At 73.0% G+C, this 22,386-nt stretch carries 21 protein-coding genes; 16 read left to right on the forward strand and 5 right to left on the reverse strand.

Translation table 11 applies throughout. The features are described from left to right. Positions 1 to 50: 50 nt before the first annotated feature. The 6 genes from dacB to folE all read left to right on the forward strand — a co-directional run bounded on the left by dacB (position 51) and on the right by folE (position 8,027). The gene (gene dacB, locus AB0O82_RS27335) at positions 51 to 1,691 is read left to right on the forward strand and encodes a D-alanyl-D-alanine carboxypeptidase/D-alanyl-D-alanine-endopeptidase (RefSeq protein ID WP_363586573.1); all 1,641 of its coding nucleotides are present in this window, start codon (positions 51 to 53) and stop codon (positions 1,689 to 1,691) included. Positions 1,692 to 1,793: 102 nt separating this feature from the next. Further along, the gene (locus tag AB0O82_RS27340; RefSeq protein WP_363586574.1) at positions 1,794 to 2,969 is read left to right on the forward strand and encodes a zinc-dependent metalloprotease; all 1,176 of its coding nucleotides are present in this window, start codon (positions 1,794 to 1,796) and stop codon (positions 2,967 to 2,969) included. Positions 2,970 to 3,281: 312 nt separating this feature from the next. Further along, positions 3,282 to 4,409, forward strand: coding sequence for a tRNA lysidine(34) synthetase TilS (gene tilS, locus AB0O82_RS27345; RefSeq protein WP_363586575.1), 1,128 nt, complete (start codon positions 3,282 to 3,284; stop codon positions 4,407 to 4,409). A gap of 70 nt (positions 4,410 to 4,479) precedes the next feature. Then, positions 4,480 to 5,034 (forward strand): hypoxanthine phosphoribosyltransferase, encoded by a 555-nt coding sequence (gene hpt, locus AB0O82_RS27350; protein ID WP_063348252.1) that lies wholly within the window; start codon positions 4,480 to 4,482, stop codon positions 5,032 to 5,034. 228 nt (positions 5,035 to 5,262) lie between these two features. Beyond that, positions 5,263 to 7,317: an ATP-dependent zinc metalloprotease FtsH gene (gene ftsH / locus AB0O82_RS27355; protein ID WP_363586576.1), complete on the forward strand. Its 2,055-nt coding sequence runs from the start codon at positions 5,263 to 5,265 to the stop codon at positions 7,315 to 7,317. 104 nt (positions 7,318 to 7,421) lie between these two features. Further along, positions 7,422 to 8,027 carry a GTP cyclohydrolase I FolE gene (gene folE, locus AB0O82_RS27360; protein WP_063348250.1) on the forward strand — a complete coding sequence of 202 codons (606 nt, stop codon included), beginning with the start codon at positions 7,422 to 7,424 and terminating at the stop codon, positions 8,025 to 8,027. 63 nt (positions 8,028 to 8,090) lie between these two features. Here folE and AB0O82_RS27365 read toward each other — a convergent pair whose 3' ends face one another. Then, a complete protein-coding gene (locus AB0O82_RS27365) occupies positions 8,091 to 9,245 on the reverse strand; it encodes an alpha/beta hydrolase-fold protein (RefSeq protein WP_363586577.1) in 1,155 nt (384 codons plus the stop codon). Between the two features lie 376 nt (positions 9,246 to 9,621). On the opposite strand from AB0O82_RS27365, the gene AB0O82_RS27370 reads away from it, so the two are divergent. The 7 genes from AB0O82_RS27370 to AB0O82_RS27400 all read left to right on the forward strand — a co-directional run bounded on the left by AB0O82_RS27370 (position 9,622) and on the right by AB0O82_RS27400 (position 16,180). After that, entirely contained in the window at positions 9,622 to 11,460 is a 1,839-nt protein-coding gene (locus AB0O82_RS27370; protein WP_363586578.1) for a phosphatidylglycerol lysyltransferase domain-containing protein, read from the forward strand. A 68-nt stretch (positions 11,461 to 11,528) separates the two neighbouring features. Continuing rightward, positions 11,529 to 12,416 (forward strand): dihydropteroate synthase, encoded by an 888-nt coding sequence (gene folP / locus AB0O82_RS27375; protein ID WP_363586579.1) that lies wholly within the window; start codon positions 11,529 to 11,531, stop codon positions 12,414 to 12,416. Then, positions 12,413 to 12,910 carry a nuclear transport factor 2 family protein gene (locus AB0O82_RS27380; protein WP_063348246.1) on the forward strand — a complete coding sequence of 166 codons (498 nt, stop codon included), beginning with the start codon at positions 12,413 to 12,415 and terminating at the stop codon, positions 12,908 to 12,910. The genes folP and AB0O82_RS27380 overlap by 4 nt, the downstream gene beginning before the upstream one ends. Before the next feature lie 247 nt (positions 12,911 to 13,157). Beyond that, complete coding sequence (gene folB / locus AB0O82_RS27385) at positions 13,158 to 13,517, forward strand: dihydroneopterin aldolase (protein WP_063351209.1); 360 nt, start codon at positions 13,158 to 13,160, stop codon at positions 13,515 to 13,517. 40 nt (positions 13,518 to 13,557) lie between these two features. Continuing rightward, complete coding sequence (folK, locus tag AB0O82_RS27390) at positions 13,558 to 14,157, forward strand: 2-amino-4-hydroxy-6-hydroxymethyldihydropteridine diphosphokinase (RefSeq protein WP_363586580.1); 600 nt, start codon at positions 13,558 to 13,560, stop codon at positions 14,155 to 14,157. Positions 14,158 to 14,345: 188 nt separating this feature from the next. Further along, positions 14,346 to 14,834 carry a DUF3180 domain-containing protein gene (locus tag AB0O82_RS27395; protein ID WP_363586581.1) on the forward strand — a complete coding sequence of 163 codons (489 nt, stop codon included), beginning with the start codon at positions 14,346 to 14,348 and terminating at the stop codon, positions 14,832 to 14,834. Positions 14,835 to 14,956: 122 nt separating this feature from the next. Then, positions 14,957 to 16,180, forward strand: a complete 1,224-nt coding sequence (locus tag AB0O82_RS27400; protein WP_363586582.1) for a hypothetical protein — start codon at positions 14,957 to 14,959, stop codon at positions 16,178 to 16,180. A gap of 168 nt (positions 16,181 to 16,348) precedes the next feature. Here AB0O82_RS27400 and AB0O82_RS27405 read toward each other — a convergent pair whose 3' ends face one another. Both AB0O82_RS27405 and AB0O82_RS27410 read right to left on the reverse strand, forming a co-directional pair. Further along, the gene (locus tag AB0O82_RS27405; RefSeq protein ID WP_350885215.1) at positions 16,349 to 16,924 is read right to left on the reverse strand and encodes a TerD family protein; all 576 of its coding nucleotides are present in this window, start codon (positions 16,922 to 16,924) and stop codon (positions 16,349 to 16,351) included. A gap of 124 nt (positions 16,925 to 17,048) precedes the next feature. After that, positions 17,049 to 17,537: a hypothetical protein gene (locus tag AB0O82_RS27410; RefSeq protein WP_363376723.1), complete on the reverse strand. Its 489-nt coding sequence runs from the start codon at positions 17,535 to 17,537 to the stop codon at positions 17,049 to 17,051. A 101-nt stretch (positions 17,538 to 17,638) separates the two neighbouring features. Between AB0O82_RS27410 and arfB the strand changes: the two genes are divergently transcribed. Next, a complete protein-coding gene (gene arfB, locus AB0O82_RS27415; RefSeq protein ID WP_363586583.1) occupies positions 17,639 to 18,073 on the forward strand; it encodes an alternative ribosome rescue aminoacyl-tRNA hydrolase ArfB in 435 nt (144 codons plus the stop codon). Positions 18,074 to 18,083: 10 nt separating this feature from the next. Here arfB and AB0O82_RS27420 read toward each other — a convergent pair whose 3' ends face one another. Next, positions 18,084 to 18,611: a flavin reductase family protein gene (locus tag AB0O82_RS27420; protein WP_350885220.1), complete on the reverse strand. Its 528-nt coding sequence runs from the start codon at positions 18,609 to 18,611 to the stop codon at positions 18,084 to 18,086. A 373-nt stretch (positions 18,612 to 18,984) separates the two neighbouring features. Here AB0O82_RS27420 and AB0O82_RS27425 point away from each other — a divergent pair, with 373 nt between their 5' ends. Together AB0O82_RS27425 and AB0O82_RS27430 are read left to right on the forward strand one after the other, a co-directional pair. Next, on the forward strand, positions 18,985 to 20,775 hold the full coding sequence (locus AB0O82_RS27425; protein WP_063348239.1) for a diguanylate cyclase: 1,791 nt from the start codon (positions 18,985 to 18,987) through the stop codon (positions 20,773 to 20,775). Between the two features lie 142 nt (positions 20,776 to 20,917). Next, on the forward strand, positions 20,918 to 21,907 hold the full coding sequence (locus tag AB0O82_RS27430) for a hypothetical protein (protein ID WP_363586584.1): 990 nt from the start codon (positions 20,918 to 20,920) through the stop codon (positions 21,905 to 21,907). A 98-nt stretch (positions 21,908 to 22,005) separates the two neighbouring features. Here AB0O82_RS27430 and AB0O82_RS27435 read toward each other — a convergent pair. Then, on the reverse strand, positions 22,006 to 22,386 hold a 381-nt coding region (locus AB0O82_RS27435), incomplete at its 5' end, for an amidohydrolase family protein (RefSeq protein WP_363586585.1).

The raw sequence follows: 22,386 nt of genomic DNA on the forward strand, positions 1-22,386 counted from the left end.
GAATCCAAGTGTCTCCTACGGGAGTGAGTGCTCAGGAAAGGGGCCGGTCGGTGGGAACAGGGGTCGGGGCGGCGCGCCGCCGCAGGGGGACAGCCGCGGGACTGTTCGGAGCGGCCCTGCTGGTCGCCGGAACGGTCCTGACCTCGGGCGGAGCGTACGCGCAGCCCTCCCCGGGCCCCGGCGGCCACAGCACCGAGCACGGCGAGGGCGACGGCCGGGACGGCCGCGACGGCGGGAAGGGCGGCCGGGGGAGGGGCGACGGCAAGCCCAGGCCGGGCGACACCCCGGCCACCCGCCCGGGCGAACAGCCCACCGCCCCCGGCACCACCGGCGGCTCCACGCCCACCGGCACCGGCTCCACGGGCCCCACCGGCTCGGCCCCCGCCCCGGGCGGCGGCGCCCGCCCGGCCCCCGCCCCCGGCGCGGTCCTGGCCACCGTCGAGGCCGGCGGCCCCGCCGCCGCACCCACCGCCCAGGGCCTCCAGCAGGCGCTCGCCGCCGCCGTCGCCGACAAGAGCCTCGGCACCGTCACCTTCGCCGTCGCGGACGCCGCCGACGGCCAACTCCTGTACGGCTCCGGCGAGAACACCCCGGCCACCCCCGCCTCCACCACCAAGCTGGCCGCCGCGATCGCGGCCCTGTCGCTGATCCCCGGCGACACCCGGCTGACCACCCGGGTGGTCCGGGGCGCGGACCCCGGCACGATCACCCTGGTCGGCGGCGGCGACCCGACGCTCACCGCACTGCCCGCCGACCAGGTCCAGATCGGCGGCCGGGCGGCCGACGCCGACACCGCCCCCGCCTCGCTCGACGCCCTGGCCCGGCAGACCGCCGCCGCCCTCAAGGCCGCCGGCACCACCACCGTCAAGCTCGACTACGACCTGTCGATGTACGCGGGCAACCCGCAGCACAAGAACCACGACGGGCAGAACATCGCCCTGGTCGTCCCGTTGATGGTCGACGAGGCCAAGGTGGACCCCAAGAGCCGTGACGATGCGCCGGCCCGGGTCGCCGACCCGGCCGGGAAGGCCGCCGAGATCTTCGCCGCTTTGCTCAAGGCCCAGGGCGTCACCGTCGACGGCACGGCCAGGCCCGCCGCCGCCCCGGCCGCTTCCGCCGCCCCCGTCCTCGGCCGGGTGGACTCGCCGACCGTCGCCCGGCTGGTCGAGCGCATGCTCACCACCTCCGACAACCAGATCGGCGAGGCGATGGCCCGTCAGGCGGCCCTCGCCGCGGGCCAACCGGCCAGCTTCGAGGGCGCCGCCACCGCCGTCACCCGGGAACTCGCCAAGCTCGGCGTGCCGATGGCGGGCGTGTCCCTGAACGACGGCAGCGGACTGCACCCGGGCAACGCCGTCCCGCCGGCCGTCCTCGTCCGACTCCTCGCCCTGGCCGCCTCCGACCAGCACCCGACCCTGCGCCCGGTCCTCACCGGCCTGCCCATCGCCGGCTTCACCGGCACCCTCGGCAAGCGCTACGGCACCGGCTCGGGCGCCGCCGACGCGGCCGGCCTGATCCGTGCCAAGACCGGGACCCTCAGCGGCGTCAACACCCTCGCCGGCACCGTCGTCGACGCCGACGGCCGCCTCCTCGCCTTCGCCGTCATGACCCGCACCACCGCCCCCGCCGACACCGCGCGCGCCGCCATGGACCGCATCGCCGCCCGCCTCGCCGCCTGCGGCTGCCACTGACCCGCCCCCGCCCGCCCGCGGCCCCCGCCCCGCCGGGGGCGGGGTGAGGGTGTTCGTGGCGGGTGGCTGCCGCTGGTGGGTGGGAGCACGTACGGTGAGGGCATGACGAGCGCGAGTGGCGGTGCTGGCATGGTCGACTGGAATCTCGCGGTCGCAACCGCGACCAGGTTGGTGCGGCCGGGGCCGGAGGTGAGTCGGGCGGAGGCGGCGGCCGTGGTCGCCGAACTGCGCCGGCACGCGCTGGAGGCCGAGGAGCACGTCCGGGCGTTCACGGGGATGCGGTCGAGCAGTCTGACGGCGGCCACCGCGACGCCGGTGCTGGTGGTGGACCGCCCGGGCTGGGTGCGGGCGAACGTGGCCGGCTTCCGCACGGTGGTCCAGCCGCTGGTGGAGAAGCTCCAGGCGCGCCGGGCGAGCAGCCCGACGGCCGGGGTGTTCGGCGCGGTGGGGGAGAAGGCCACCGGGATCGAGGTGGGCGCGCTGCTGGCGTTCCTGTCCGGGAAGGTGCTCGGCCAGTACGAGACCTTCGCCCCGGCGGAGCCTTCGCTGGAGGCCCCGGACAGCCCGGCGGCGCTGTTCGACAAGCCCCGGCTGGGGCCGGAGGGCCCGGGGCCGGGCCGGCTGCTGCTGGTGGCGCCGAACATCGTGCACGTCGAGCGGGAGCTGGACGTCGACCCGTCCGACTTCCGGCTCTGGGTCTGCCTGCACGAGGAGACGCACCGGACGCAGTTCACCGCGGTGCCGTGGCTGCGCGACCACATCCAGTCCGAGGTGCAGTCCTTCCTGGCGGAGACCGACGTGGACCCCGGCGCCCTGCTGGAGCGGCTGCGGGACGCGGCGGGTTCGCTCGGCGGCGGGCTGCCGGGTGCCGGGGGCCGGGACGGCATGCCGTCGGCGGGGCTGATGGAGGTCGTCCAGTCGCCGGCGCAGCGCGAGATCCTGGGCCGGCTGACGGCGGTGATGTCGCTGCTGGAGGGCCACGCGGACGTGGTGATGGACGGGGTCGGCCCGGCGGTGGTGCCGACCGTGGCGGAGATCCGGGAGAAGTTCCAGCAGCGCCGGGACCGCGGGGCGAACCGGCTCGACCTGCTGTTGCGCCGGCTGCTCGGGATGGACGCGAAGCTGCGCCAGTACCAGGACGGCGCGGTGTTCGTGCGCGGGGTGGTGGAGCAGGTCGGCATGGAGGGCTTCAACCGGGTCTGGACCTCTCCGAACACGCTGCCGACCAAGGAGGAGATCCACGATCCGGCCGCCTGGGTCGCCCGCGTCGCCCGCTGAGGCGGGCACGGACGAGGCTCGGACGGGGCTCGGACGGGGCTCGGACGGGGCTCGGACCCCAAGCGCCGGGCGGTGGTCGGTGGTGGTCAAACCCGCTCGTACGAGTGGTCCAATCGGGCAGACGGAGGGTGAAGATACGTTTCTCCATTCACCCGAACGTGGGACGGTGGTCGTACCGGTGGCGCGGGTGGCGTAGCGGGGTGCTCCTTTCTGCCACCATCTGTGAGCGCCCGGTAACAGGGCGCTCATGAAGCTGCGCGGCCCCGCCGCGCGAGCCGCCGTCCTGTCCCCTCCGTCGAGGAGTCGTCCGCCGTGGGTCCACACCCCGCAGTCGCAGCGATACGCCTGGCCGTCCGCCGCACGCTCACCGACCTCGCCGCCGAGGCCGGTACCACCTTCACCGCGCCCGTGCGTGAGCCCCGCCAGCGTCCGGCCGGGGCGCCCCTGGTGGGCGCCGCCGTCGGCACCACCCTGATCGGCAACGCCGCCCGGCACCCGTCCGGACTGCCCCGGACCCCGGCCGCCCCCGGCTCGCCGCTGGTGCTGGTCGCCGTCAGCGGCGGCGCCGACTCGATGGCGTTGGCCATCGCCGCCGCCTTCGAAGCCCCCAAGATCGGCCTGCGGGTCGGCGCCGTCACCGTGGACCACGGCCTGCAGCCCGGCTCCGCCGACCGGGCCGCCCAGGTGGCCGAACGGCTGCGCTCGCTCGGCCTGGACCCGGTCGAGGCGATCCCGGTGCGCGTCGGCCGGTCCGGCGGCCCGGAGGCCGCCGCCCGGGACGCCCGCTACGCGGCCCTGGACGCGGCCGCCGAGCGGCTCGGCGCGCTCGCGGTGCTGCTCGGCCACACCCGGGACGACCAGGCCGAGACGGTGCTGCTGGGCCTGGCGCGCGGTTCGGGCTCCCGCTCGCTGGCCGGGATGCCGGCGCAGAAGGGCCGCTACCGCCGCCCGCTGCTGGAGCTGGACCGGGCGGCCACCCGGCAGGCCTGCTCCGCCCAGGCGATCCCGGTCTGGGACGACCCGCACAACTGTGATCCCGCCTACACCCGCTCCCGGGTCCGGCACGAGGTGCTGCCGGTGCTGGAGAAGCACCTGGGCGGCGGGGTGGTCGAGGCGCTGGCCCGCACCGCCCGGCTGTTCCGCGACGACGCGGACGCCCTCGACCAGTGGGCCTCCCTGGCCGAACGCGACCTCCGGACGGGTGAGGGCGCCCTGGACGCGGTGAAACTCGCCGAGCTCCCGCCCGCGGTCCGCCGCCGGGTGCTGCGCCGGGCCGCGCTGCGGGCGGGCTGCCCGGCCGGGGACCTGTTCGCGCGGCACCTGGAGACGATCGACCTGCTGGTCACCGGATGGCGCGGCCAGGGGCCGCTGCACCTACCCGGGGGCGTCGAGGCCACCCGCAGGTGTGGCACGCTGGTCTTTCGGCGGCAGGGCGACTGACGGGCGGGCATGTCCCGGGGTAGTCGGCCGCCGGCCACACAGACCCCGAACGTTTGAGGACGTATCCCCGGTGGACCAGAACGACATGGGCGCTGACCTCGCGAAGGTGCTCATCAGCAAGGACGAGATCGACGCCAAGCTCCTGGAGCTGGCCGAGCGCATCGACCGGGACTATGCAGGCAAGGATCTGCTGATCGTCGGCGTCCTCAAGGGGGCTGTGATGGTCATGGCCGACCTCGCCCGGGCCCTGCACTCGCAGGTCACCATGGACTGGATGGCGGTGTCCTCCTACGGCATGGGCACCAAGTCCTCCGGCGTGGTCCGCATCCTGAAGGACCTGGACACCGACATCGCCGGCCGGGACGTCCTGATCGTCGAGGACATCATCGACTCCGGTCTGACCCTGTCCTGGCTGCTGGGCAACCTGAGCTCGCGCGGCCCGGCCTCGCTGGAGGTCTGTGCCCTGCTGCGCAAGCCGGACGCGGCCAAGGTCGAGATCGACGTGAAGTACGTCGGTTTCGACATTCCGAACGAGTTCGTGGTCGGCTACGGCCTGGACTACGCGGAGAAGCTGCGTAACCTGCCCTTCATCGGGACGCTCGCCCCGCACGTCTACGGGGGCTGAGGGCTCCGTTCGGGCTACGGGTGGGAACAGGAGCCGGTTCCCGCCCGTTGGACCGGGGGGACCAAGAACGACGGCCGTGTCGCTGCGCTCCCGCCATGGGCGGGTGCGACTGCGGTACGGTCCATTAAAACCGCTCTTCACATGAGCACCGACCAGGATGCGCCGGCGGCACCCAGCCCGCGGCGCCGCTGAGTGGCAGGAGGGACGGGGCGGCAACGCCCCGCATGGATGGACGTCAAGCGATACTTCCGTGCGCCGATCATGTGGATCGTGCTGGCCGTCCTCGCCGTCATCGTTTTGATGCAGGTCGTTTCGGATTCGAACGGCTACAAGACGGTGGACACCGGTCAGGTCGTCGCGGCGATCGACGCGAAGCAGGTCAAGTCGGCGCAGATCACCACTGGTGACTCGAACACGATCAAGATCCAGCTGAAGGACGGCGCCACGCTGTCCAACGCCGGTACCGGCAAGACGCCGTCCGGCAGCAAGTTCCAGGCCTCGTACATCGGCGACCAGGGTGTTGCGATCGCCGACAAGCTCCAGGCCCAGATCAACGACAACGACCAGAGCACGCTCGCCGAGGGCTACACCATCAGCCCCGAGAAGCAGAGCACCTTCGTCAGCCTGCTGCTGTCGATGCTCCCGATCGTCATCATCGTCCTGGTCTTCCTGTTCCTGATGAATCAGATGCAGGGCGGCGGCTCCCGGGTCATGCAGTTCGGCAAGTCCAAGGCCAAGCTGCTCACCAAGGACACCCCGAAGACGACCTTCGCGGACGTCGCGGGCGCCGACGAGGCGGTCGAGGAGCTCCACGAGATCAAGGAGTTCCTCCAGGAGCCGGCCAAGTTCCAGGCCGTCGGCGCCAAGATCCCCAAGGGTGTGCTGCTCTACGGCCCGCCCGGTACCGGCAAGACCCTGCTGGCGCGTGCCGTCGCGGGCGAGGCCGGGGTGCCGTTCTACTCGATCTCCGGCTCGGACTTCGTCGAGATGTTCGTGGGTGTCGGCGCCAGCCGCGTCCGCGACCTCTTCGAGCAGGCCAAGGCGAACGCCCCGGCGATCGTCTTCGTCGACGAGATCGACGCCGTTGGCCGGCACCGCGGTGCGGGTCTGGGCGGTGGTCACGACGAGCGCGAGCAGACCCTCAACCAGCTGCTGGTCGAGATGGACGGCTTCGACGTCAAGGGTGGCGTGATCCTGATCGCGGCCACCAACCGCCCCGACATCCTGGACCCGGCGCTGCTGCGCCCGGGCCGCTTCGACCGCCAGATCGCGGTCGAGCGCCCCGACCTCCAGGGCCGGCTGGACATCCTCAAGGTGCACCAGAAGGGCAAGCCGATCGCGCCCGACGTCGACCTCTCGGCCGTCGCCAAGCGCACCCCCGGCTTCACCGGCGCGGACCTGTCGAACGTCCTCAACGAGGCCGCTCTGCTGACGGCCCGTTCGGACAAGAAGCTGATCGACAACGGCATCCTGGACGAGGCGATCGACCGCGTCGTGGCCGGTCCGCAGAAGCGCACTCGGATCATGTCCGAGAGGGAGAAGAAGATCACCGCGTACCACGAGGGCGGCCACGCCCTGGTGGCGGCGGCGTGCCCCAACAGCGACCCGGTGCACAAGATCACGATCCTCTCGCGCGGCCGGGCCCTCGGCTACACCATGGTGCTGCCGGACGAGGACAAGTACTCCACCACCCGCAACGAGATGCTCGACCAGCTGGCCTACATGCTGGGCGGGCGCGCGGCGGAGGAGCTGGTCTTCCACGACCCGACCACCGGCGCGTCGAACGACATCGAGAAGGCCACCGCCACCGCCCGGGCCATGGTGACCCAGTACGGCATGACCGAGCGGCTCGGTGCCATCAAGTTCGGCTCGGACAACGCGGAGCCGTTCCTGGGCCGTGAGATGGGCCACCAGCGCGACTACTCGGAAGAGGTCGCCGGGCTGGTGGACGAAGAGGTCAAGAAGCTCATCGAGAACGCGCACAACGAGGCCTGGGAGATCCTGGTCGAGAACCGCGACGTGCTCGACAACCTGGTTCTGGAGCTCCTGGAGAAGGAGACCCTGAACAAGGAGCAGATCGCGGAGATCTTCGCCACGATCGTGAAGCGCCCGGCCCGGCCGGCCTGGACGGGCTCGTCCCGTCGCACGCCGTCCACCCGGCCTCCGGTGCAGTCCCCGAAGGAGCTGGCGCTCACCAACGGCGCCGCCGCGATCGACACCGCCCCGGTGGACATCGTGAAGCTCCCGCCGCTGCCGACGTCGGAGCCGCCCGCCGAGGGCTGATCCCGCGCACCGTACGGAATGGATGCCGCGTCACCGGGGTTTGTACCCTGGAGACGCGGCATCCGTGCTGTTCAGCAAAGTCGTCCCAAGTAAGCGAGGCCCGCATGATCGACCCGGTGACGCTCGACGGTCCACCCACCGTCGGGACCTTCGACCAGAAGCGGGCCGAGAACGCCATCCGCGAGCTGTTGCTCGCCGTGGGTGAGGACCCGGACCGCGAGGGGCTGCTGGAGACCCCGGCCCGGGTCGCGCGCGCCTACAAGGAGATATTCGCGGGCCTCTGGCAGGAGCCCGAGGACGTCCTCACCACCACCTTCGACCTCGGGCACGACGAGATGGTGCTCGTGAAGGACATCGAGCTGACGTCCGTCTGCGAGCACCACCTGGTGCCGTTCCGCGGTGTGGCGCACGTCGGGTACATCCCGTCCGCCAGCGGCAAGATCACCGGCCTGTCCAAGCTGGCCCGGCTGGTCGACGTCTACGCCCGCCGCCCCCAGGTGCAGGAGCGGCTGACCAGCCAGGTGGCCGACGCGCTGATGCGGATCCTGGAGCCGCGCGGGGCGATCGTCGTGGTCGAGTGCGAGCACATGTGCATGTCGATGCGCGGCATCCGCAAGCCCGGCGCCAAGACCATCACCTCGTGCGTCCGCGGCCAGCTGCGCGACCCGGCCACCCGGGCCGAGGCGATGAGCCTCATCATCGGCCGATAGCGGACCGGCCGGCCGGTCCCCTCGGACCGGCCGGCCGTCACCCGGCTGCGTCACCTGCCCGCGTCAGCCGAGCCGCTCGCCGATCCACTCCAGCGAGGACGGCAGCTCACGGGTCCAGCTGTCGAAGTTGTGGCCGCCGTCGTCCAGGTAGAGCGAGTCGACCTTGAACTGCGGGTTGGCCGCGGCGACCTGCTGGGCGTGGTCGACGAACTGGAGGGTCTGCGCGAAGTCTCCCTCCTTGCGGGAGGAGACCACCAGCAGCGACAGAGCGGGGGCCGGGAGGTTCGTCAGCCGCCAGTCGAGGTCGCTCTGCTGGGCCAGGGCGGCGTCGCCGGCGAACAGGTCACCGCCGGTGAACTGGTCCGCCTTGACCTTGTACTCGCCGTGCAGGCCCACCCCGATGCCGTAGACGTTCGGGAAGCGCATCGCCAGCCGCAGCGCGCAGCTGCCCCCGGTCGAGTAGCCGAAGACGGACCAGGAGGCGGCCGAGCGGCCGGTCCGGTAGCTGGTCCGGAGCGCCTCCGGCAGGTCCTTGGTGAACCAGGTCTCGGCGCGCGGGCCGCCGGGGACGTCCACGCACTCGGTGTCGCGCGGCGGGGCGACGGTCGGGCGGGCCATGACCACGACGGTCGGCGGCATCTTGCCGGACTTCCGCAGCTCGGCCGCGGTGCGCAGGAGCGGCAGCTCCTTGATCAGGTTGAGCGAGGTGCCGGGGAAGCCGGAGATGGCGACCAGGACAGGGAAGCGGACCAGGGCGAACTTCGGGTCGAAGTACTCGGGCGGCAGGTAGACGAACAGCTGGTCGGACAGTCCGGTCTCCTTGCCGGTGACCCGGACCGATTCGACCTTGCCGACCTCCTCGGGCGGGCCCTTGGGCAGGTCGGCGACGGTCTCCAGACCGCCCTCGTCGGTCGGCTGGAGCTGCGTGTCCGAGGCCGGGGCGTCGCCCTTGTGGTTCTCGTTGCTGGTCAGCGCGAGCTTGGCGCTGCCGGGGCTGAGCAGGTCGTCCCACGAGGTGTAGAACCCGAAGGAGTTGTTCACCGCCAGCGCCAGCACGGCCACGACCGCGACTTGAGTGACGGTCAGCAGGCCGATCCGGCCCAAGACGGGCAGCGGGCGCTGGCGCGCCAGTCGCGGCCAGAGCCACAGGGTGGTGACGAGAGCCGCAGCGCCGAGTGCGAGCAGCGAGTTCACCAGCGCTTCGCTGGTCAGTTCCATGCCGTCGGCCTTCCGGTGGGACACTGTCGGTGCACGCCTCATCGTCTGGCGGTCCGTCAGCTCCGGCCACCGCGGCTAGGCTGTCCGGATGCCCGGGCGAGCTGGGAGGGCGGGGGGAGCCGCAGGCAACCGGCGCCCTAGAATGCGGCGTCCACCGTACGTACGGCGTACCGGAGGACCCTGCCGCGCCACGCGGCGGCAGGCCCTCGGCTCCGTCCCCGGCTCCACCGCAGCGCGCCCACGGCACCGGTTTACCGACCGTTTCCGGGTCCTTGGTATGCGCATTGCCTGATGAAGGAAAAGGCATTGAAGGTCCATCACACGTGCTCCCCCGGAGTGACCGGACGGCGTCCCGCAGCCTCTACGCTGAGCTTCCATGAGCGTTCCCGTGTCCGTTGAGCCGAGCCCCGAGCAGCCGCGTCGTCGACGCGGCCTGCAGACGCTTCGCACCCAGGCGGCGGCTGTTCCGAGGGCCTGGCTGCCCGGCGCGGTCGGGTACGCCTGTCTGCTGATCGGCCTGGTCGACATCGCCAGCGCGGTGTTCCCCAAGCTCCGGCACTCCAAGATGCACACCTTCACCGGGCAGCTGCCCGGCGGCACCACCTCGCTGGCCGCGGTCGGGACGATGATGGTCGGCCTGCTGCTGGTGCTGCTCGCGCACGCGCTGCGCCGGCGCAAGCGGCGGGCCTGGCGGGCGGTGTGCGTGCTGCTGCCGGTCGGCGCCGCGCTGCACATCGTGCGCTGGCACCAGATCGGCCCGGCGGTGGTCTCGCTGGCGGTCTTCGTGGTGATGCTGGTGCACCAGCGCGAGTTCTACGCCAAGGCCGACCCGCGCACCCGCTGGCGGGCGCTGGTCAACCTGATCGTGATGGGCGCCGTCAGCGTGCTGCTCGGCCTGCTGATCGTGAGCACCCGGACCAAGTACGAGATCGGCTACCCGGCCCTGCCCGAGCGCCTCCAGCACGTCGTGTACGGGCTGTTCGGCTTCGAGGGGCCGATCCGATACAACAACGTCCGGATGTCCGACCTGGTCGCCTACCTGCTCGGCGGGCTGGGCCTGCTGACCGCCTTCACCACCGCCTACCTGGCGCTGCGCCCCGGCAAGCCCAAGCCGGAGCTGACCCCGGAGGACGAGGAGAAGGTCCGCGAGCTGCTCACCCGGCACGGCGAGCGCGACTCGCTCGGCTACTTCGCGCTGCGCCGCGACAAGAGCGTGCTGTTCTCGCCCACCGGCAAGGCCGCGATCTCCTACCGGGTGGTCTCCGGCGTGATGCTGGCCTCCGGCGACCCGGTCGGCGACGTCGAGGCCTGGCCGGGCGCGATCAAGGTGTTCATGGCCGAGGCCCGCGAGCACGCCTGGGTGCCGGCCGTGATGGGCTGCAGCGAGGTCGGCGGCGAGGTCTGGACCCGCGAGGCGGACCTCGACGCGCTGGAGCTGGGCGACGAGGCGATCGTCGACACCGCCACCTTCTCGCTCGCCGGCCGGGCCATGCGCAACGTCCGCCAGATGGTCAAGCGGATCGAGCGCAACGGCTACTCCTGCCAGGTGCGCCGGGTCAGCGACCTCACCCTGGAGGAGAAGCACCGGATCGCCGACGCCGCCGCCCGCTGGCGCGGCACCGACACCGAGCGCGGCTTCTCGATGGCCCTCGGGCGCTTCGGCGACCCGCTGGACGACGACTGCGTGGTGGTCACCGCCCACAAGGCCCCGGAGGAGGGGGAGGGCGGCGACGACCTGAAGGCCGTGCTGCACTTCGTGCCCTGGGGGCCGGACGGCATCTCGCTGGAGCTGATGCGCCGCGACCGCGCGGCCGACCCGGGCCTGAACGAGCTGCTGATCGTCGCCGCCCTCCAGGCCGTGCCCGCGATGGGCGTGCGCCGGGTGTCGCTCAACTTCGCGATGTTCCGCTCGGCGCTGGCCCGCGGCGAGCGGATCGGCGCCGGCCCGGTGCTGCGGGCCTGGCGCGGACTGCTGGTGTTCCTCTCGCGCTGGTTCCAGATCGAGTCGCTGTACAAGTTCAACGCCAAGTTCCAGCCCGAGTGGGAACCGCGCTTCCTGGTCTTCCCGAACACCCGGGACCTGCCGCGGATCGGCTTCGCCGCGATGCAGGCCGAGGCCTTCATCACCCTCGGCATGCCGCGCTTCGGCCGCCGGCGCCAGCGGGAGGGCCTGATGCCCACCCCGGGCGCCCGCGACGTCACCGAGGCCGCCTGAGGCACCGCCGCGACCAACGGGGCCCCCGCCGAGAATCCTCGACGGGGGCCCCGTTCGATAATGGGCGCATGAGCAACTCGCCGTCCTTCTCGCTGCCGGCCGGACTGCCGCGGCTCGACCGCTGCGCCGTGATGGGTGTGGTCAACGTCACGCCCGACTCCTTCTCGGACGGCGGCCTCTGGCACGACCCCGCCAAGGCGATCGCGCACGGGCTCGCCCTGCGCGCCCGCGGCGCGGACCTGGTGGACGTCGGGGGCGAGTCCACCCGGCCCGGCTCGCAGCGGGTGCCCGAGGAGGAGGAGCTGCGCCGGGTGCTGCCGGTGGTGCGCGAGCTCGTCGCCGCCGGGGTCGTGGTGTCGGTCGACACCATGCGGGCCTCCGTCGCCGAGCAGGCCGTGGCGGCCGGTGCCGCGCTCGTCAACGACGTCTCCGGCGGGCTCGCCGACCCGGCGATGGCCCGGGTGGTCGCCGACACCGGCGCGCCGTTCGTGGTGATGCACTGGCGCGGCCAGTCCGCGGACATGGAGCGGCTGGCGGTCTACCGGGACGTGGTGACGGACGTCGTCGCCGAGCTGGCCGTCCGGGTGGACGCGCTGCTGGCGGCCGGGGTCAAGGAGGACCAGCTGATCCTCGACCCGGGCCTCGGCTTCGCCAAGACCCCCGAGCACAACTGGGCGCTGCTCGGCCGGCTGGACGCGCTCACCGCGATCGGCCGTCCCGTCCTCGTCGCCGCATCGCGCAAGCGGTTCCTGGGTACGCTGCTGGCCGACCCGCAAACCGGGGCGCTGCGCCCGGCCCGGGAGCGCGACGACGCGACCGCCGCGGTGTCGGTGCTGTCGGCCCAGGCCGGCGCCTGGGCGGTGCGGGTGCACGACGTGTCCGGCACGGCGGACGCCGTCCGGGTGGTCGCGGCCTGGCAGCACGCGGCCCGGCAAGGGGTGAGGGAGGGTCTGTGACAGGTGACGGCAGGCTGAGCGGCGGAACGGCCGGCCAGGCCCGCGAGGCGGACCTGGAGGCGGTGCTCGCGGCGAACCAGGCGCTCTACCAGGCACTGGAGGAGGGGGACCTGGAGGCGGTCGAGGACGCCTGGCTGGGGGCCGCGGACGCGGACGACAAGGGCGGCGTGGTGTGCGTGCACCCCGGCTGGCCGGTGCTGCGCGGGCGGGCGCAGGTGACCCGCTCGTACATGCTGATCATGATGAACACGGAGTACATCCAGTTCTTCCTGACGGATGTCGAGGCCGAGGTCCACGGAGATGTGGCCCTTGTCACGTGCACCGAGAACATCCTCTCCGGCGGCGAGGCGGAGGAGGAGGGGGAACTCGGTCCGCTGGTCGGTGGAAAGGTCGTGTCGACGAATCTGTTCCGCCGTACCCCGGGCGGGTGGAAGCTCTGGTCGCACCACGGTTCACCCGTTCTGACCAGCGGCGACGACGAGGACGAGGACTGATTCGGGCGGCCTTTGGAAAACGCGGCCGGGAGGTCGCCCGGGAATTCCCGAGTGGTCACCGAACGTTCACGTCAATCGCCATTCCGGTGCGCGTGGCGACGGTTCGTGCCGGGTAGGACGGTCAGACGTTGTCAGCGCCCGCGGGTAGATTCGAAACGGAGTGGCGGGTGTGCTGCCCGCCTTCGCCCCGCTCGTCCATGCCATTCTCCGGGTGGGGCCCGTCCGACTGGGAGCAGTGATTCGTTTGCTGGACCGCGTCACCCTGCGGGGGCTGCGTGCCCGGGGCAACCACGGCGTCTTCGAGCGCGAGCGCATCGAGGGCCAGACCTTCGTGGTCGACCTCGTGCTGTACCTGGACACCCGCCCCGCCGCGTCCGGCGACGACCTCACCCGCACGGCGCACTACGGCCTCGTGGCCGAGGAGGTCACCGCGATCATCGCGGGGGAGCCGGTCGACCTGATCGAGACCCTGGCCCAGCGCATCGCCGACCAGTGCCTGAAGCACGAAGCGGTCGAGGAGGTCGAGGTGACCGTGCACAAGCCCGACGCCCCGATCACCGTGCCGTTCGACGACGTGACCGTGACCATTCACCGGGGCCGCGCATGACCGCCGCCGTGCGCCCCGTTCCAGTTGCAGAGGGATCTCGATGAGCACCAGCGACCCGACCGCCTCGCCGACCACGTTCGACCTGGAGAGCCGGGTGGACTCCGCCGACACCACACTGCACAGCCAGCGCTGCGCGGTGATCGCACTCGGCAGCAACCTGGGCAACCGCCTGGACACCCTCCAGGGCGCCGTCGACGCGCTCGCCGACACCCCCGGGCTCAAGATCAAGGCCGTCTCCGCGGTCTACGAGACCGAGGCCGTCGGCGGCCCGGACGAGCAGCCCAACTACTACAACGCGGTCGTCGTGCTGCGCACCTCGCTGCCGCCGCGCGACCTGCTGGAGCGCGGCAACGCGATCGAGGACGCCTTCGGGCGGGTCCGGACGGTGCACTGGGGTCCGCGGACCCTGGACGTCGACATCCTGGCCTACGAGGGCGTGCTCAGCGACGACCCGCAGCTGCTGCTGCCGCACCCGCGCTCGCACGAGCGGGCCTTCGTGCTCGCCCCCTGGCTGGACGCCCAGCCGGAGGCCGAGGTGCCCGGGCACGGGCAGGTCGGCGAACTGCTGGACGCGCTCGGCGGCCCGGGCGCGCAGGGCGTCCGGCGGCGGGACGACATCCGGCTGACGCTGCCGGAGTGACCGGCCCCGGCCCGGCGGCCCGGTGAGGGCGGCCGGGGAACTCGACCGGGGGGCCCGGCCGTACGAGTAGGTGTCCGCCGTTCGCGCGGGTGTCCGCCCGGTCGGGCCCGGTACGGTGGCCTGGCGCCGCCGTGCCGGGCCACCGGGCGGCGGCCGGCTCTGGTAACCCCGGGAAGGACCTCCTCCGAGTGAAGCTGCTTCGCCTACGCCTGCTGGTCGGCATCACCGCTGCTACCACGGCGCTGTCCTGGGCCGGTGCCAAGCTCTGGGCCTCCCTGGACACGCTGCCGGCCGTGCCGGTCGCGGCGCCGGTGGTGCTGGCGGCGGTGGCGGTGGTCCTGTTGGCGACCGCCCTCTCGCTGCGGTCCCGGCTGAAGGCGGTGCGCGAGCGGCAGCCCGGCGCGAAGGGCGTCGACCCGCTGCTGGCGGCCCGGGCGGTGGTGCTGGGGCAGGCCAGCGCGCTGGTCTCGGCGGTGGTCACCGGCGTCTACGCGGGCGCGGGGATCTTCCTGCTGGGCGAGCTGGACGTGTCGGCGCGCAAGGACCAGGCCGTCACGGCCGGGCTCGCGGTGCTGGCGGGGGCCGCGGTGATCGCGGCGGCGCTCTGGTTGCAGCACGTGTGCAAGCTGCCGGAGAACCACGACGATCCGGGCGGCCCGGCGCCCTCGCCCCGCTGAACAGGTCTTTTTTCGTGATCTTGAGTGAAACGCCGGGCACGTGCGGTAAAACTTGCGCACTGTCAAGGGCGGAAGAGGACCCTGGGCTGACACGGCCCCAATTCGCACGCTAGTTTCTTGGCATGTCTCGCGGACGCCACCGTCATTCCTCCGTCCTCGGCCGGATCTTCCCCCCCACCGCCGCCGGCGTGCTGCTCGTCGCCGCGCTGGCCGCTCTGCTCTTCAGTCAGGACGCCGTCCTGGTGCGTTCGGTGGGTGTCGCGGCGGTGGTCGCGACGCTCGGCTTCGCGCTGCTGCTGCGGCAGCGGGACAAGGCGGCCCGGGCGGCCGCCGAGATGGCCGCGGCGCAGCGGCTGCGGGCCGAGGAGCGCTTCGAGGAGCAGCTGGCGGAGGCCGAGTACGCGGCGGAGGTCGCCGAGGAGCGGGCCACCCGGTTCGGGCGCCGGCTGACGGCGGAGAAGTCGCGGCTGGCGAAGGCCGAGACCGAGATCGCCCGGCTGCTGCGGGAGCGGGCCGTGGCGGTGGCCGAACAGGCGCTCAAGGAGGCCGAGGCGGCCCAGCGGGCGCTCGCCGCGAGCCGCCCCAAGTATCCGGCCAGCCCGGCCGCGTTCGTCCGTGCCGCGTCCGTGCTGCGGCTGCTGGAGCGGCGGGCGGCGGAGCAGGAGGCGCGGCGGGAGCGGACGGCGGGCTCGGAGGTCGCGCTGCGGGCGCGTACGGCGCCGGCCGCTGCGGCCCCGGCGCCCGCGCCCGCTGCGGTGGCGCCCTCGGTGCCGGCGCCGGTGGCCCCCGCGGTGCCCACTCCGGAGCAGGCTCCGGTGGCACAGGCACAGGCACAGGCACAGGCACAGGCACAGGACCAGGACCAGGCACAGGACCAGGCCCCGGCGCCGGTGCGGCCCGCGCCGGTGCGCCCGGCGCTGACCGCCACGGTCGGGCAGCTCGGCGGGACGCCGTCCGCTCCGGTCGCGGCGCCCGCGCCGGTGGAGCGGCAGCGGCCGCGGTCGGCGCAGTCCGGGGCGGTGCGCGGGCCGGGCTTCAGCTTCTTCGGCCGGGGTGCGGGCGCGGCCGTGCGGGCGGCGGCCCCGGCGCCGGCGGTGGGCAGCGTCGCCGAACTGGGCGAGCGCACGGACCTGGCCGACGTGGTGGGCGACGAGGCGGTGGCCGCGCAGGCGAAGGCCGAGGCGCAGGAGGCCCAGGAGGCTCGTGAGGTGCAGGAGGCCGTGGCCGGCTCGCAGGCGTCGCAGCCGGCGGCCGAGCCGGCGCCGGGTGCGCCCGCGGTGGTGGACCTGACCCCGGAGGACGAGACCGAGCTGATCCAGCTGCCGGAGCTGCGTGCCTCGCGCTAAGGGCCCTCTTTCGGATCACGCCGGGCGCGCGACGTGATCCGAAAGAGAGCCCCTAGGGCCTGAGCCCGGGCCGGGTGCGCGAAAGCGGCGCGGGACGTCGGTGTGACCGATGTCCCGCGCCGCTCTCGTTCCGGCGGTGTGCCGGGCCGGGAGGGGCCCGGCGGGGCGTCAGAGCTGGACGCCGAAGTCCTGGGCGATGCCCGCCAGGCCGGAGGCGTAGCCCTGGCCGACGGCGCGGAACTTCCACTCGCCGCCGTTGCGGTAGAGCTCGCCGAAGATCATGGCGGTCTCGGTGGCGGCGTCCTCGGAGAGGTCGTAGCGGGCGATCTCGGCGCCGCCGGCGGCGTTCACCACGCGGATGTACGCGTTGCGGACCTGGCCGAAGCTCTGGCCGCGGGCGACCCCGTCGTAGATGGTGACGGGGAAGGTGATCTTGACGGCCTCGGCCGGCAGGCCGGCCAGGTTGACGTTGATCGACTCGTCGTCGCCGGCGCCCTCACCGGTGCGGTTGTCGCCGGTGTGCACGACGGTGTTGTCCGGGCTGCTGGTGTTGTTGAAGAAGACGAAGTGCCCGTTGGAGAGCACCTTGCCGTCCGCGTTCAGGACGATCGCGCTGGCGTCGAGGTCGAACTCGGTGCCGGTCGTGGTCCGGACGTCCCAGCCCAGGCCGACACTGACCGCGGACAGGCCCGGGGCCTCCTTGGTCAGCGAGACGTTGCCACCCTTGGAAAGGCTCACTGGCATGGCGATTGCAGTCCCTTCGTTCGCTTTTTCCGGGACAACGCAATACCCCGGTGGGTTGGTTCCGCGAAGTCCGTGAATTCTTCGTGGACGCCAATCCACTGGCAAAGGCCTGACAATGCCCTGGTCAGATCCGGGGGAACCGGCCCTGCAGCGACCAGATGTTCGGATTGTCGGCCAGCTCGGGGTGCATATCGAAGAGGTCGGCGAGGGTGTCCTGGAGGAAGTCCCGGGCCTCGCGCCGCAGCTCGCCGTGGCGGACCACGGCGGGCGGCTCGTCCGGCAGCCAGGTCGCGGTGATCTCGACCCAGTTGAAGCGGCGGGCGAACCGCAGCAGCTCGGTGTTCTGGGTGAAGTCGAGGTCCGCGGTCTGCACCCGGGCGGCCCGGCCGCCGTCCGGGTCGCGGTCCAGCTCCTCGGCGATGTCGCACAGCGCCCAGGCGAAGTCGAGCACCGGCACCCACCCCCAGCCGGTGGACAGCTCGGCGCCCTCGGCGTCCAGGTAGACGTCGCCGCAGAACAGGTCGTACCGCAGGGACCGCACCGGGGCGGAGCGGTAGTCCGTCTGCGGGGGGTCGGGGAAGCGGTTGGAGAGGGAGTAGCCGAGCTCGATCACGTACGCCATTGTCCGGGCTGCGGGCGGTGGAGCGGAACCGGGCCGCCGGCCGTCGCGGATAACCGGGTGACCGGGCGGTGCGGGCGCGGGATGATGGACGCATGCCCGAGCCCATCCGCGTACGGGGGTCGGTGGTCGTCCCCGACACCGAGCTCGTCTGGCGCTTCTCGCGTTCCTCCGGCCCCGGTGGCCAGCACGTCAACACCTCCGACAGCAAGGCCGAGCTGCGCTACGACCTGGCGGCGTCCAAGGCGCTGCCCGAGGTGTGGCGCGAGCGCGCGCTGGAGCGGCTGGCCGGGCGGCTGGTGGACGGCCGGGTGCTGGTGATCCAGGCCTCGGAGTTCCGCTCGCAGTGGCGCAACCGGGAGGCGGCCGCGGCCCGGCTGTCGGCGGTGCTGACCGAGGCGTGCGCGCCGCCGCCGAAGTCCCGCCGGGCGACCAGGCCGAGCCGGGGGATGGTCGAGCGCCGGTTGTCCAACAAGCGGCGCCGCTCCGAGCTGAAGCAGGGGCGGCAGTCGCCGCGGGGCGGCGAGTAGCCGGGGCGGCTCAGCCGAGGGCGCGGTAGCCGCCGCGGAAGTAGAGCAGCGGCCGGCCGGCCGGGCTGGGTACCGCGGCCTCCAGGACGCGGCCGAGCAGCAGGGTGTGGTCGCCCGCCGGTATCCGCTGTTCGGTGCGGCACTCGACGGTGGCGAGCGCGCCGTCGATCAGCGGGGCGCCGGAGCGGGGGCCGCGGTGGTGCGGGGTGTCCGCGAACAGCAGCCGGTCGCTGAGCCGGCCCTTCATGGCGAAGCGGGAGCCGAGCGCCTTCTGCCCCTCGGTGAGCAGCGAGACCGCCCAGGTGTCGGTGCGGGAGAGCACCTCGTCCATCCGGGAGTCCTCGCGGACCGAGATCAGGACCAGCGGCGGCTCCAGCGACACGGACAGGAAGGACGTGGCGGTCATGCCGACGTCCTCGCCGTCCTCCGGATCGTGGACGGTCACCAGGCTCACGCCGGAGGCGAGCTGGGAGAGTGCCGCCCGGAACTCGTCGGGCGTGGCGTGGGAGGCAGCTTCGGGCTGCGGGGACGAGTACACGTACCGCACGGTAGTCGGCGTCCGCCGGAATCGGCATCGGGCCGAGGTCGTAGGACCAGCGGCGCACGGGGCGGGGTTGCGGCCGGGTTCGGGACTCACCCTCAGGAGTGAAGCAAGGGGCCTGCCGGGCGGCAGCGGGCTTCAGCGCGAGGCCGATGCGGTCGACCAAGGGAAATATTCCGATAGCGCTTTATGTCCCGCTATGGGGCGGATGAGCTGATTAAGGGTGCATTAGTGTCGTGTGATTTAAGTCACAAGTGATGGCCTATTGCTGACCGAGCGTGCCGAACGCTGTGCTCCCTGTGATTCAGTTCTTCTGGCAATCGGACGATAACCAATCAAGAACTATCCGAAGCAGCCGGGGAGCCCCCGCATGGAAGCCGAGTCGGAGCCGTACGTCCGTCTCGCGACCCTCCGCACCTTGCACCGGGTCGTGGCGGACCTCAACGCTGCCCGCAGCCTGGCGGGCACGCTGCAGGCCGTCGTCGAGGGTGCGGTGCACGGGCTCGGCTTCGACGCCGCCGCGGTCAGCCTGGTCCGCCCGGACGGGGACCTCGTGGTGGCGGCCGTCTGGGAGCTGGAGGAGAGCACCATGGGCGGCCCCTCCGTCCTGCTCGGTCAGGTCGGCTCCCGGGAGTCCTGGGACCGACTGCTCGGCGTCAGCGACCACTGGGGCACCCTGCGCTTCCTGCCGTACGACCGCGGCTGGGCCGTCGCCAGCGACATCCCGCGCTGGATCGGGGACGGCCCGCTGCCCGTCTACGCCAACGACTGGCACCCCGCCGACGGGCTGCTCGCCCCGATGTACAGCGCCGGCGGCGACCTGCTCGGCGTCCTCTCGGTGGACCGCCCGCGCAGCGGCAAGCGGCCCGGGGCGTGGACCCGCGAGGCGCTGGAGATGTTCTCGCTGCAGGCCTCCATCGCGATCGGCAACGCCCGGCTGCGGGCCGAGATGCAGCGCGCGCTGGCCCGCCTGGAGAAGGAGCAGCAGGCCCTGCGGGCCAGCGAGGAGAGCTTCCGCCAGGCCTTCGAGTACGCGCCCAGCGGGATGGCCATCACCGAACTGCACGGCGCCGGGCGCGGCCAGCTGACCAGGGTCAACGACGCGCTCTGTCGCCTGCTCGGCCGACCCCGCGCGGTGCTGCGCCAGCAGAGCTTCGCCGACCTCGTGCACCCGGAGGACCGGGCGCTGCTGGAGCGCACCAGCGCCGAGAGCGGCCGGGCGGAACTGCGGCTGTCCCGGCGGGACGGCGGCTACCAGTGGGTGTGCCTGCGCAACTCGATCGTGGCGGACGCGGCCGAGGGCCCGAGCTTCCTGCTCACCCACGTCGAGGACATCGAGGACCGCAAGCGGCACGAGTTCCAGCTCGCCCACCGGGCCAGCCACGACGCGCTCACCGGCCTGCCGAACGGCGCCGAACTGAAGGCCCGGCTGGGCCGCCGGCTCTGTGCCGAGCCGCAGACCGTCGGGGCCCCCGCCGGGCCGGGCGAGCCGGCCTACCCGGCGCCGTACGGCTACCCGGCCGACTCCTACAGCGCGCACGCCGCGTACGACCGGTTGGAGGGCGCGGACCCGTACGGCGGGCCGGTGCACGGCTACGGGACGCCCGAGGGCGGCCCGCCGTACGGCCTCGCCCCGGGCTACGGGGAGCACGTGCACGCGGTGGTCCCGGCCGACCAGGGCCCGGGCGGCGAGGCGTGGTCCGCACCGTTCCGCTCCGGCGTCGCGGCGTCGCTGGACAAGGGGCTCGCGGTGCTCTTCTGCGACCTGGACGGCTTCAAGTCGATCAACGACCGGTTCGGCCACAACGCGGGCGACGCGGTGCTGGTCGAGGTCGCCCGGCGGCTGAGCCAGGCCGTCCGGGACGGCGACACGGTGGCCCGGCTCGGCGGCGACGAGTTCGTCGTGCTGGCCGACGGGATCGGCCGCGAGGAGGCCAAGGACCTGGCCCACCGGCTGCGGGGCGCCATCATCCCGCCGATGCGGATCGACGGCCGGGCGATGCGGGTGGGGGTGAGCCTCGGGGTCGGCTGGGCGGGCTGCGGGATGAGCATCGAGGAGGTGCTGCACACCGCGGACGAGCGGATGTACGACGAGAAGCGGGCCCGGGGCGGCGCGGTGCGCGGCGCGCGGGGCGAGCGTTCGCACCGACGGGCGGGCTGAACCCGCCGGTCCTGGTTACCCACGGGTTGTCAAGGGCTCTTTTCCGGCTGTCACAAAGGACAGGTAGGGTTCCCGGGTACGACAGCGTCCATGATCTGCGCCGGCGGCCCCGCATCCCGGCGGCGCGAACCGGATGGGGGAGTTGACCACCGTGACGACCGCCGGCAACAACGGAGCGCCCGAGGGCGGTGCCCCGCAGGACGACGACCCGTTCGGCTACCTCTACCGCCCGGCGGAGGGTGCCTCCGGGCAGCCGGCCGAGCCACAGCAGGGCGTGCCCCGGACGCCGTACAGCCGTCCGATGGAGGTCGGCCGGGCCCAGTACGGGCAGCAGCCCTACCAGCCGCGGCCGCAGCAGCCCCAGTACGGCCAGCAGGCGGGGCCGCAGCAGGGCTACCCCGGCGGCCAGCAGCCGTACCCGCCGCAGCAACAGCAGCCCGAGTACGGCACCGCGCCCACCCAGCAGACCCGTTACGCCGAGCACTCCCGGCCGCAGCCGGGGGAGGACCGGTCGAGCAGCGGCCGGAGCAAGGGCGCGGTGATCGGCGCGGTCGCGGTGGTCGCGGCCATAGCGATCGGCGCGGGGATCGCGCTCTCCACGGGCGACCCGGACGGCGACAAGACCGCCAAGGGCGGCGCCCAGACCACCGCCGCGGCTCCCCCCAGCACCCCGGCGACCGGCAGTTCGTCCCCGACCGCCTCGGCCTCGGCGAGCACCACCGCCCCGGCCGGCCCGTTGACCGTGGACGCGGGCCAGCTCCAGGCCCAGAACGCGCCGTCCGGCAACGGCGTCAAGGGCGCCAAGTCCGCCGACGGCAGCTACCTGACGCTCCAGCCGGGCGGCTCGGTGACCTGGAGCGGCGAGGTCGCCGCGGCCGGCACCTACAAGCTGAACGTGCACTACAACAACACCGGCGGGGACCTGAAGGGCGCCGCCTCGGTGAACGGCAAGGACTGGCCGAGCGGGCTGCTCTTCAAGAACTACGCGTCCGGCAAGGACCCGGCGTCCTCCTGGTTCAACACCTGGATACTCCCGCAGCTCCAGGCCGGGGCGAACACCATCACCTTCACCGTGCCCTCCGGTTCGATCCTGATCGACCAGATCACCCTCGAACCGAATGCGACCGGTTGATCGGCAGAGCGGCTGACCGGCTGACCGGCTGAGCCGGAACGCGAGACGGCCGCCCGTCCCCGTGGGGGAAGGGCGGCCGTCGGCGTTCCGGCGGGCCGTCAGGCGGGCTTCACCACGTCGAAGCGCTCGCCGCCGAGGACCCAGCGGCCGCGGCGCATGACGGCGACCAGGTCGTAGCCCTCGGAGTCGAGCACGACCAGGTCGGCCTGCTTGCCGGCCTCCAGCGAGCCGATCGAGTCGGCGAGGCCCAGCAGGCGGGCCGGGGTGGCGGACAGCGACTCGACGGTCTGGTTCAGCGTCAGGCCGTTGACGGTGAGCGAGCGCTTGAACGCGACGTCCAGGGTGAGCGTGGAGCCGGCGATGGCGCCGCCCGCGACCAGCCGGGCGACGCCGTCCTTGACCTCGACCTGGAGCGGGCCGAGCGGGTAGAGGCCGTCGCCCATGCCGGCCGCGCCCATCGCGTCGGTGATCAGGGCGAC

Origin of the sequence: Kitasatospora sp. NPDC088264 (assembly GCF_040685715.1) — a bacterium.
In the GTDB taxonomy this organism is placed as follows: domain Bacteria; phylum Actinomycetota; class Actinomycetes; order Streptomycetales; family Streptomycetaceae; genus Kitasatospora.

Excerpts from the sequence above, each read along its gene's own strand:
- AB0O82_RS27425 (WP_063348239.1), top strand. The coding sequence starts at position 18,985 with ATGGAAGCCGAGTCGGAGCCGTACGTCCGTCTCGCGACCCTCCGCACC.
- folP (WP_363586579.1), top strand. The coding sequence starts at position 11,529 with ATGAGCAACTCGCCGTCCTTCTCGCTGCCGGCCGGACTGCCGCGGCTC.
- AB0O82_RS27405 (WP_350885215.1), bottom strand. The coding sequence starts at position 16,924 with ATGCCAGTGAGCCTTTCCAAGGGTGGCAACGTCTCGCTGACCAAGGAG.
- folE (WP_063348250.1), top strand. The coding sequence starts at position 7,422 with ATGATCGACCCGGTGACGCTCGACGGTCCACCCACCGTCGGGACCTTC.
- AB0O82_RS27365 (WP_363586577.1), bottom strand. The coding sequence starts at position 9,245 with ATGGAACTGACCAGCGAAGCGCTGGTGAACTCGCTGCTCGCACTCGGC.
- arfB (WP_363586583.1), top strand. The coding sequence starts at position 17,639 with ATGCCCGAGCCCATCCGCGTACGGGGGTCGGTGGTCGTCCCCGACACC.
- AB0O82_RS27340 (WP_363586574.1), top strand. The coding sequence starts at position 1,794 with ATGACGAGCGCGAGTGGCGGTGCTGGCATGGTCGACTGGAATCTCGCG.
- AB0O82_RS27400 (WP_363586582.1), top strand. The coding sequence starts at position 14,957 with ATGTCTCGCGGACGCCACCGTCATTCCTCCGTCCTCGGCCGGATCTTC.
- ftsH (WP_363586576.1), top strand. The coding sequence starts at position 5,263 with ATGGACGTCAAGCGATACTTCCGTGCGCCGATCATGTGGATCGTGCTG.
- AB0O82_RS27370 (WP_363586578.1), top strand. The coding sequence starts at position 9,622 with ATGAGCGTTCCCGTGTCCGTTGAGCCGAGCCCCGAGCAGCCGCGTCGT.
- folK (WP_363586580.1), top strand. The coding sequence starts at position 13,558 with ATGAGCACCAGCGACCCGACCGCCTCGCCGACCACGTTCGACCTGGAG.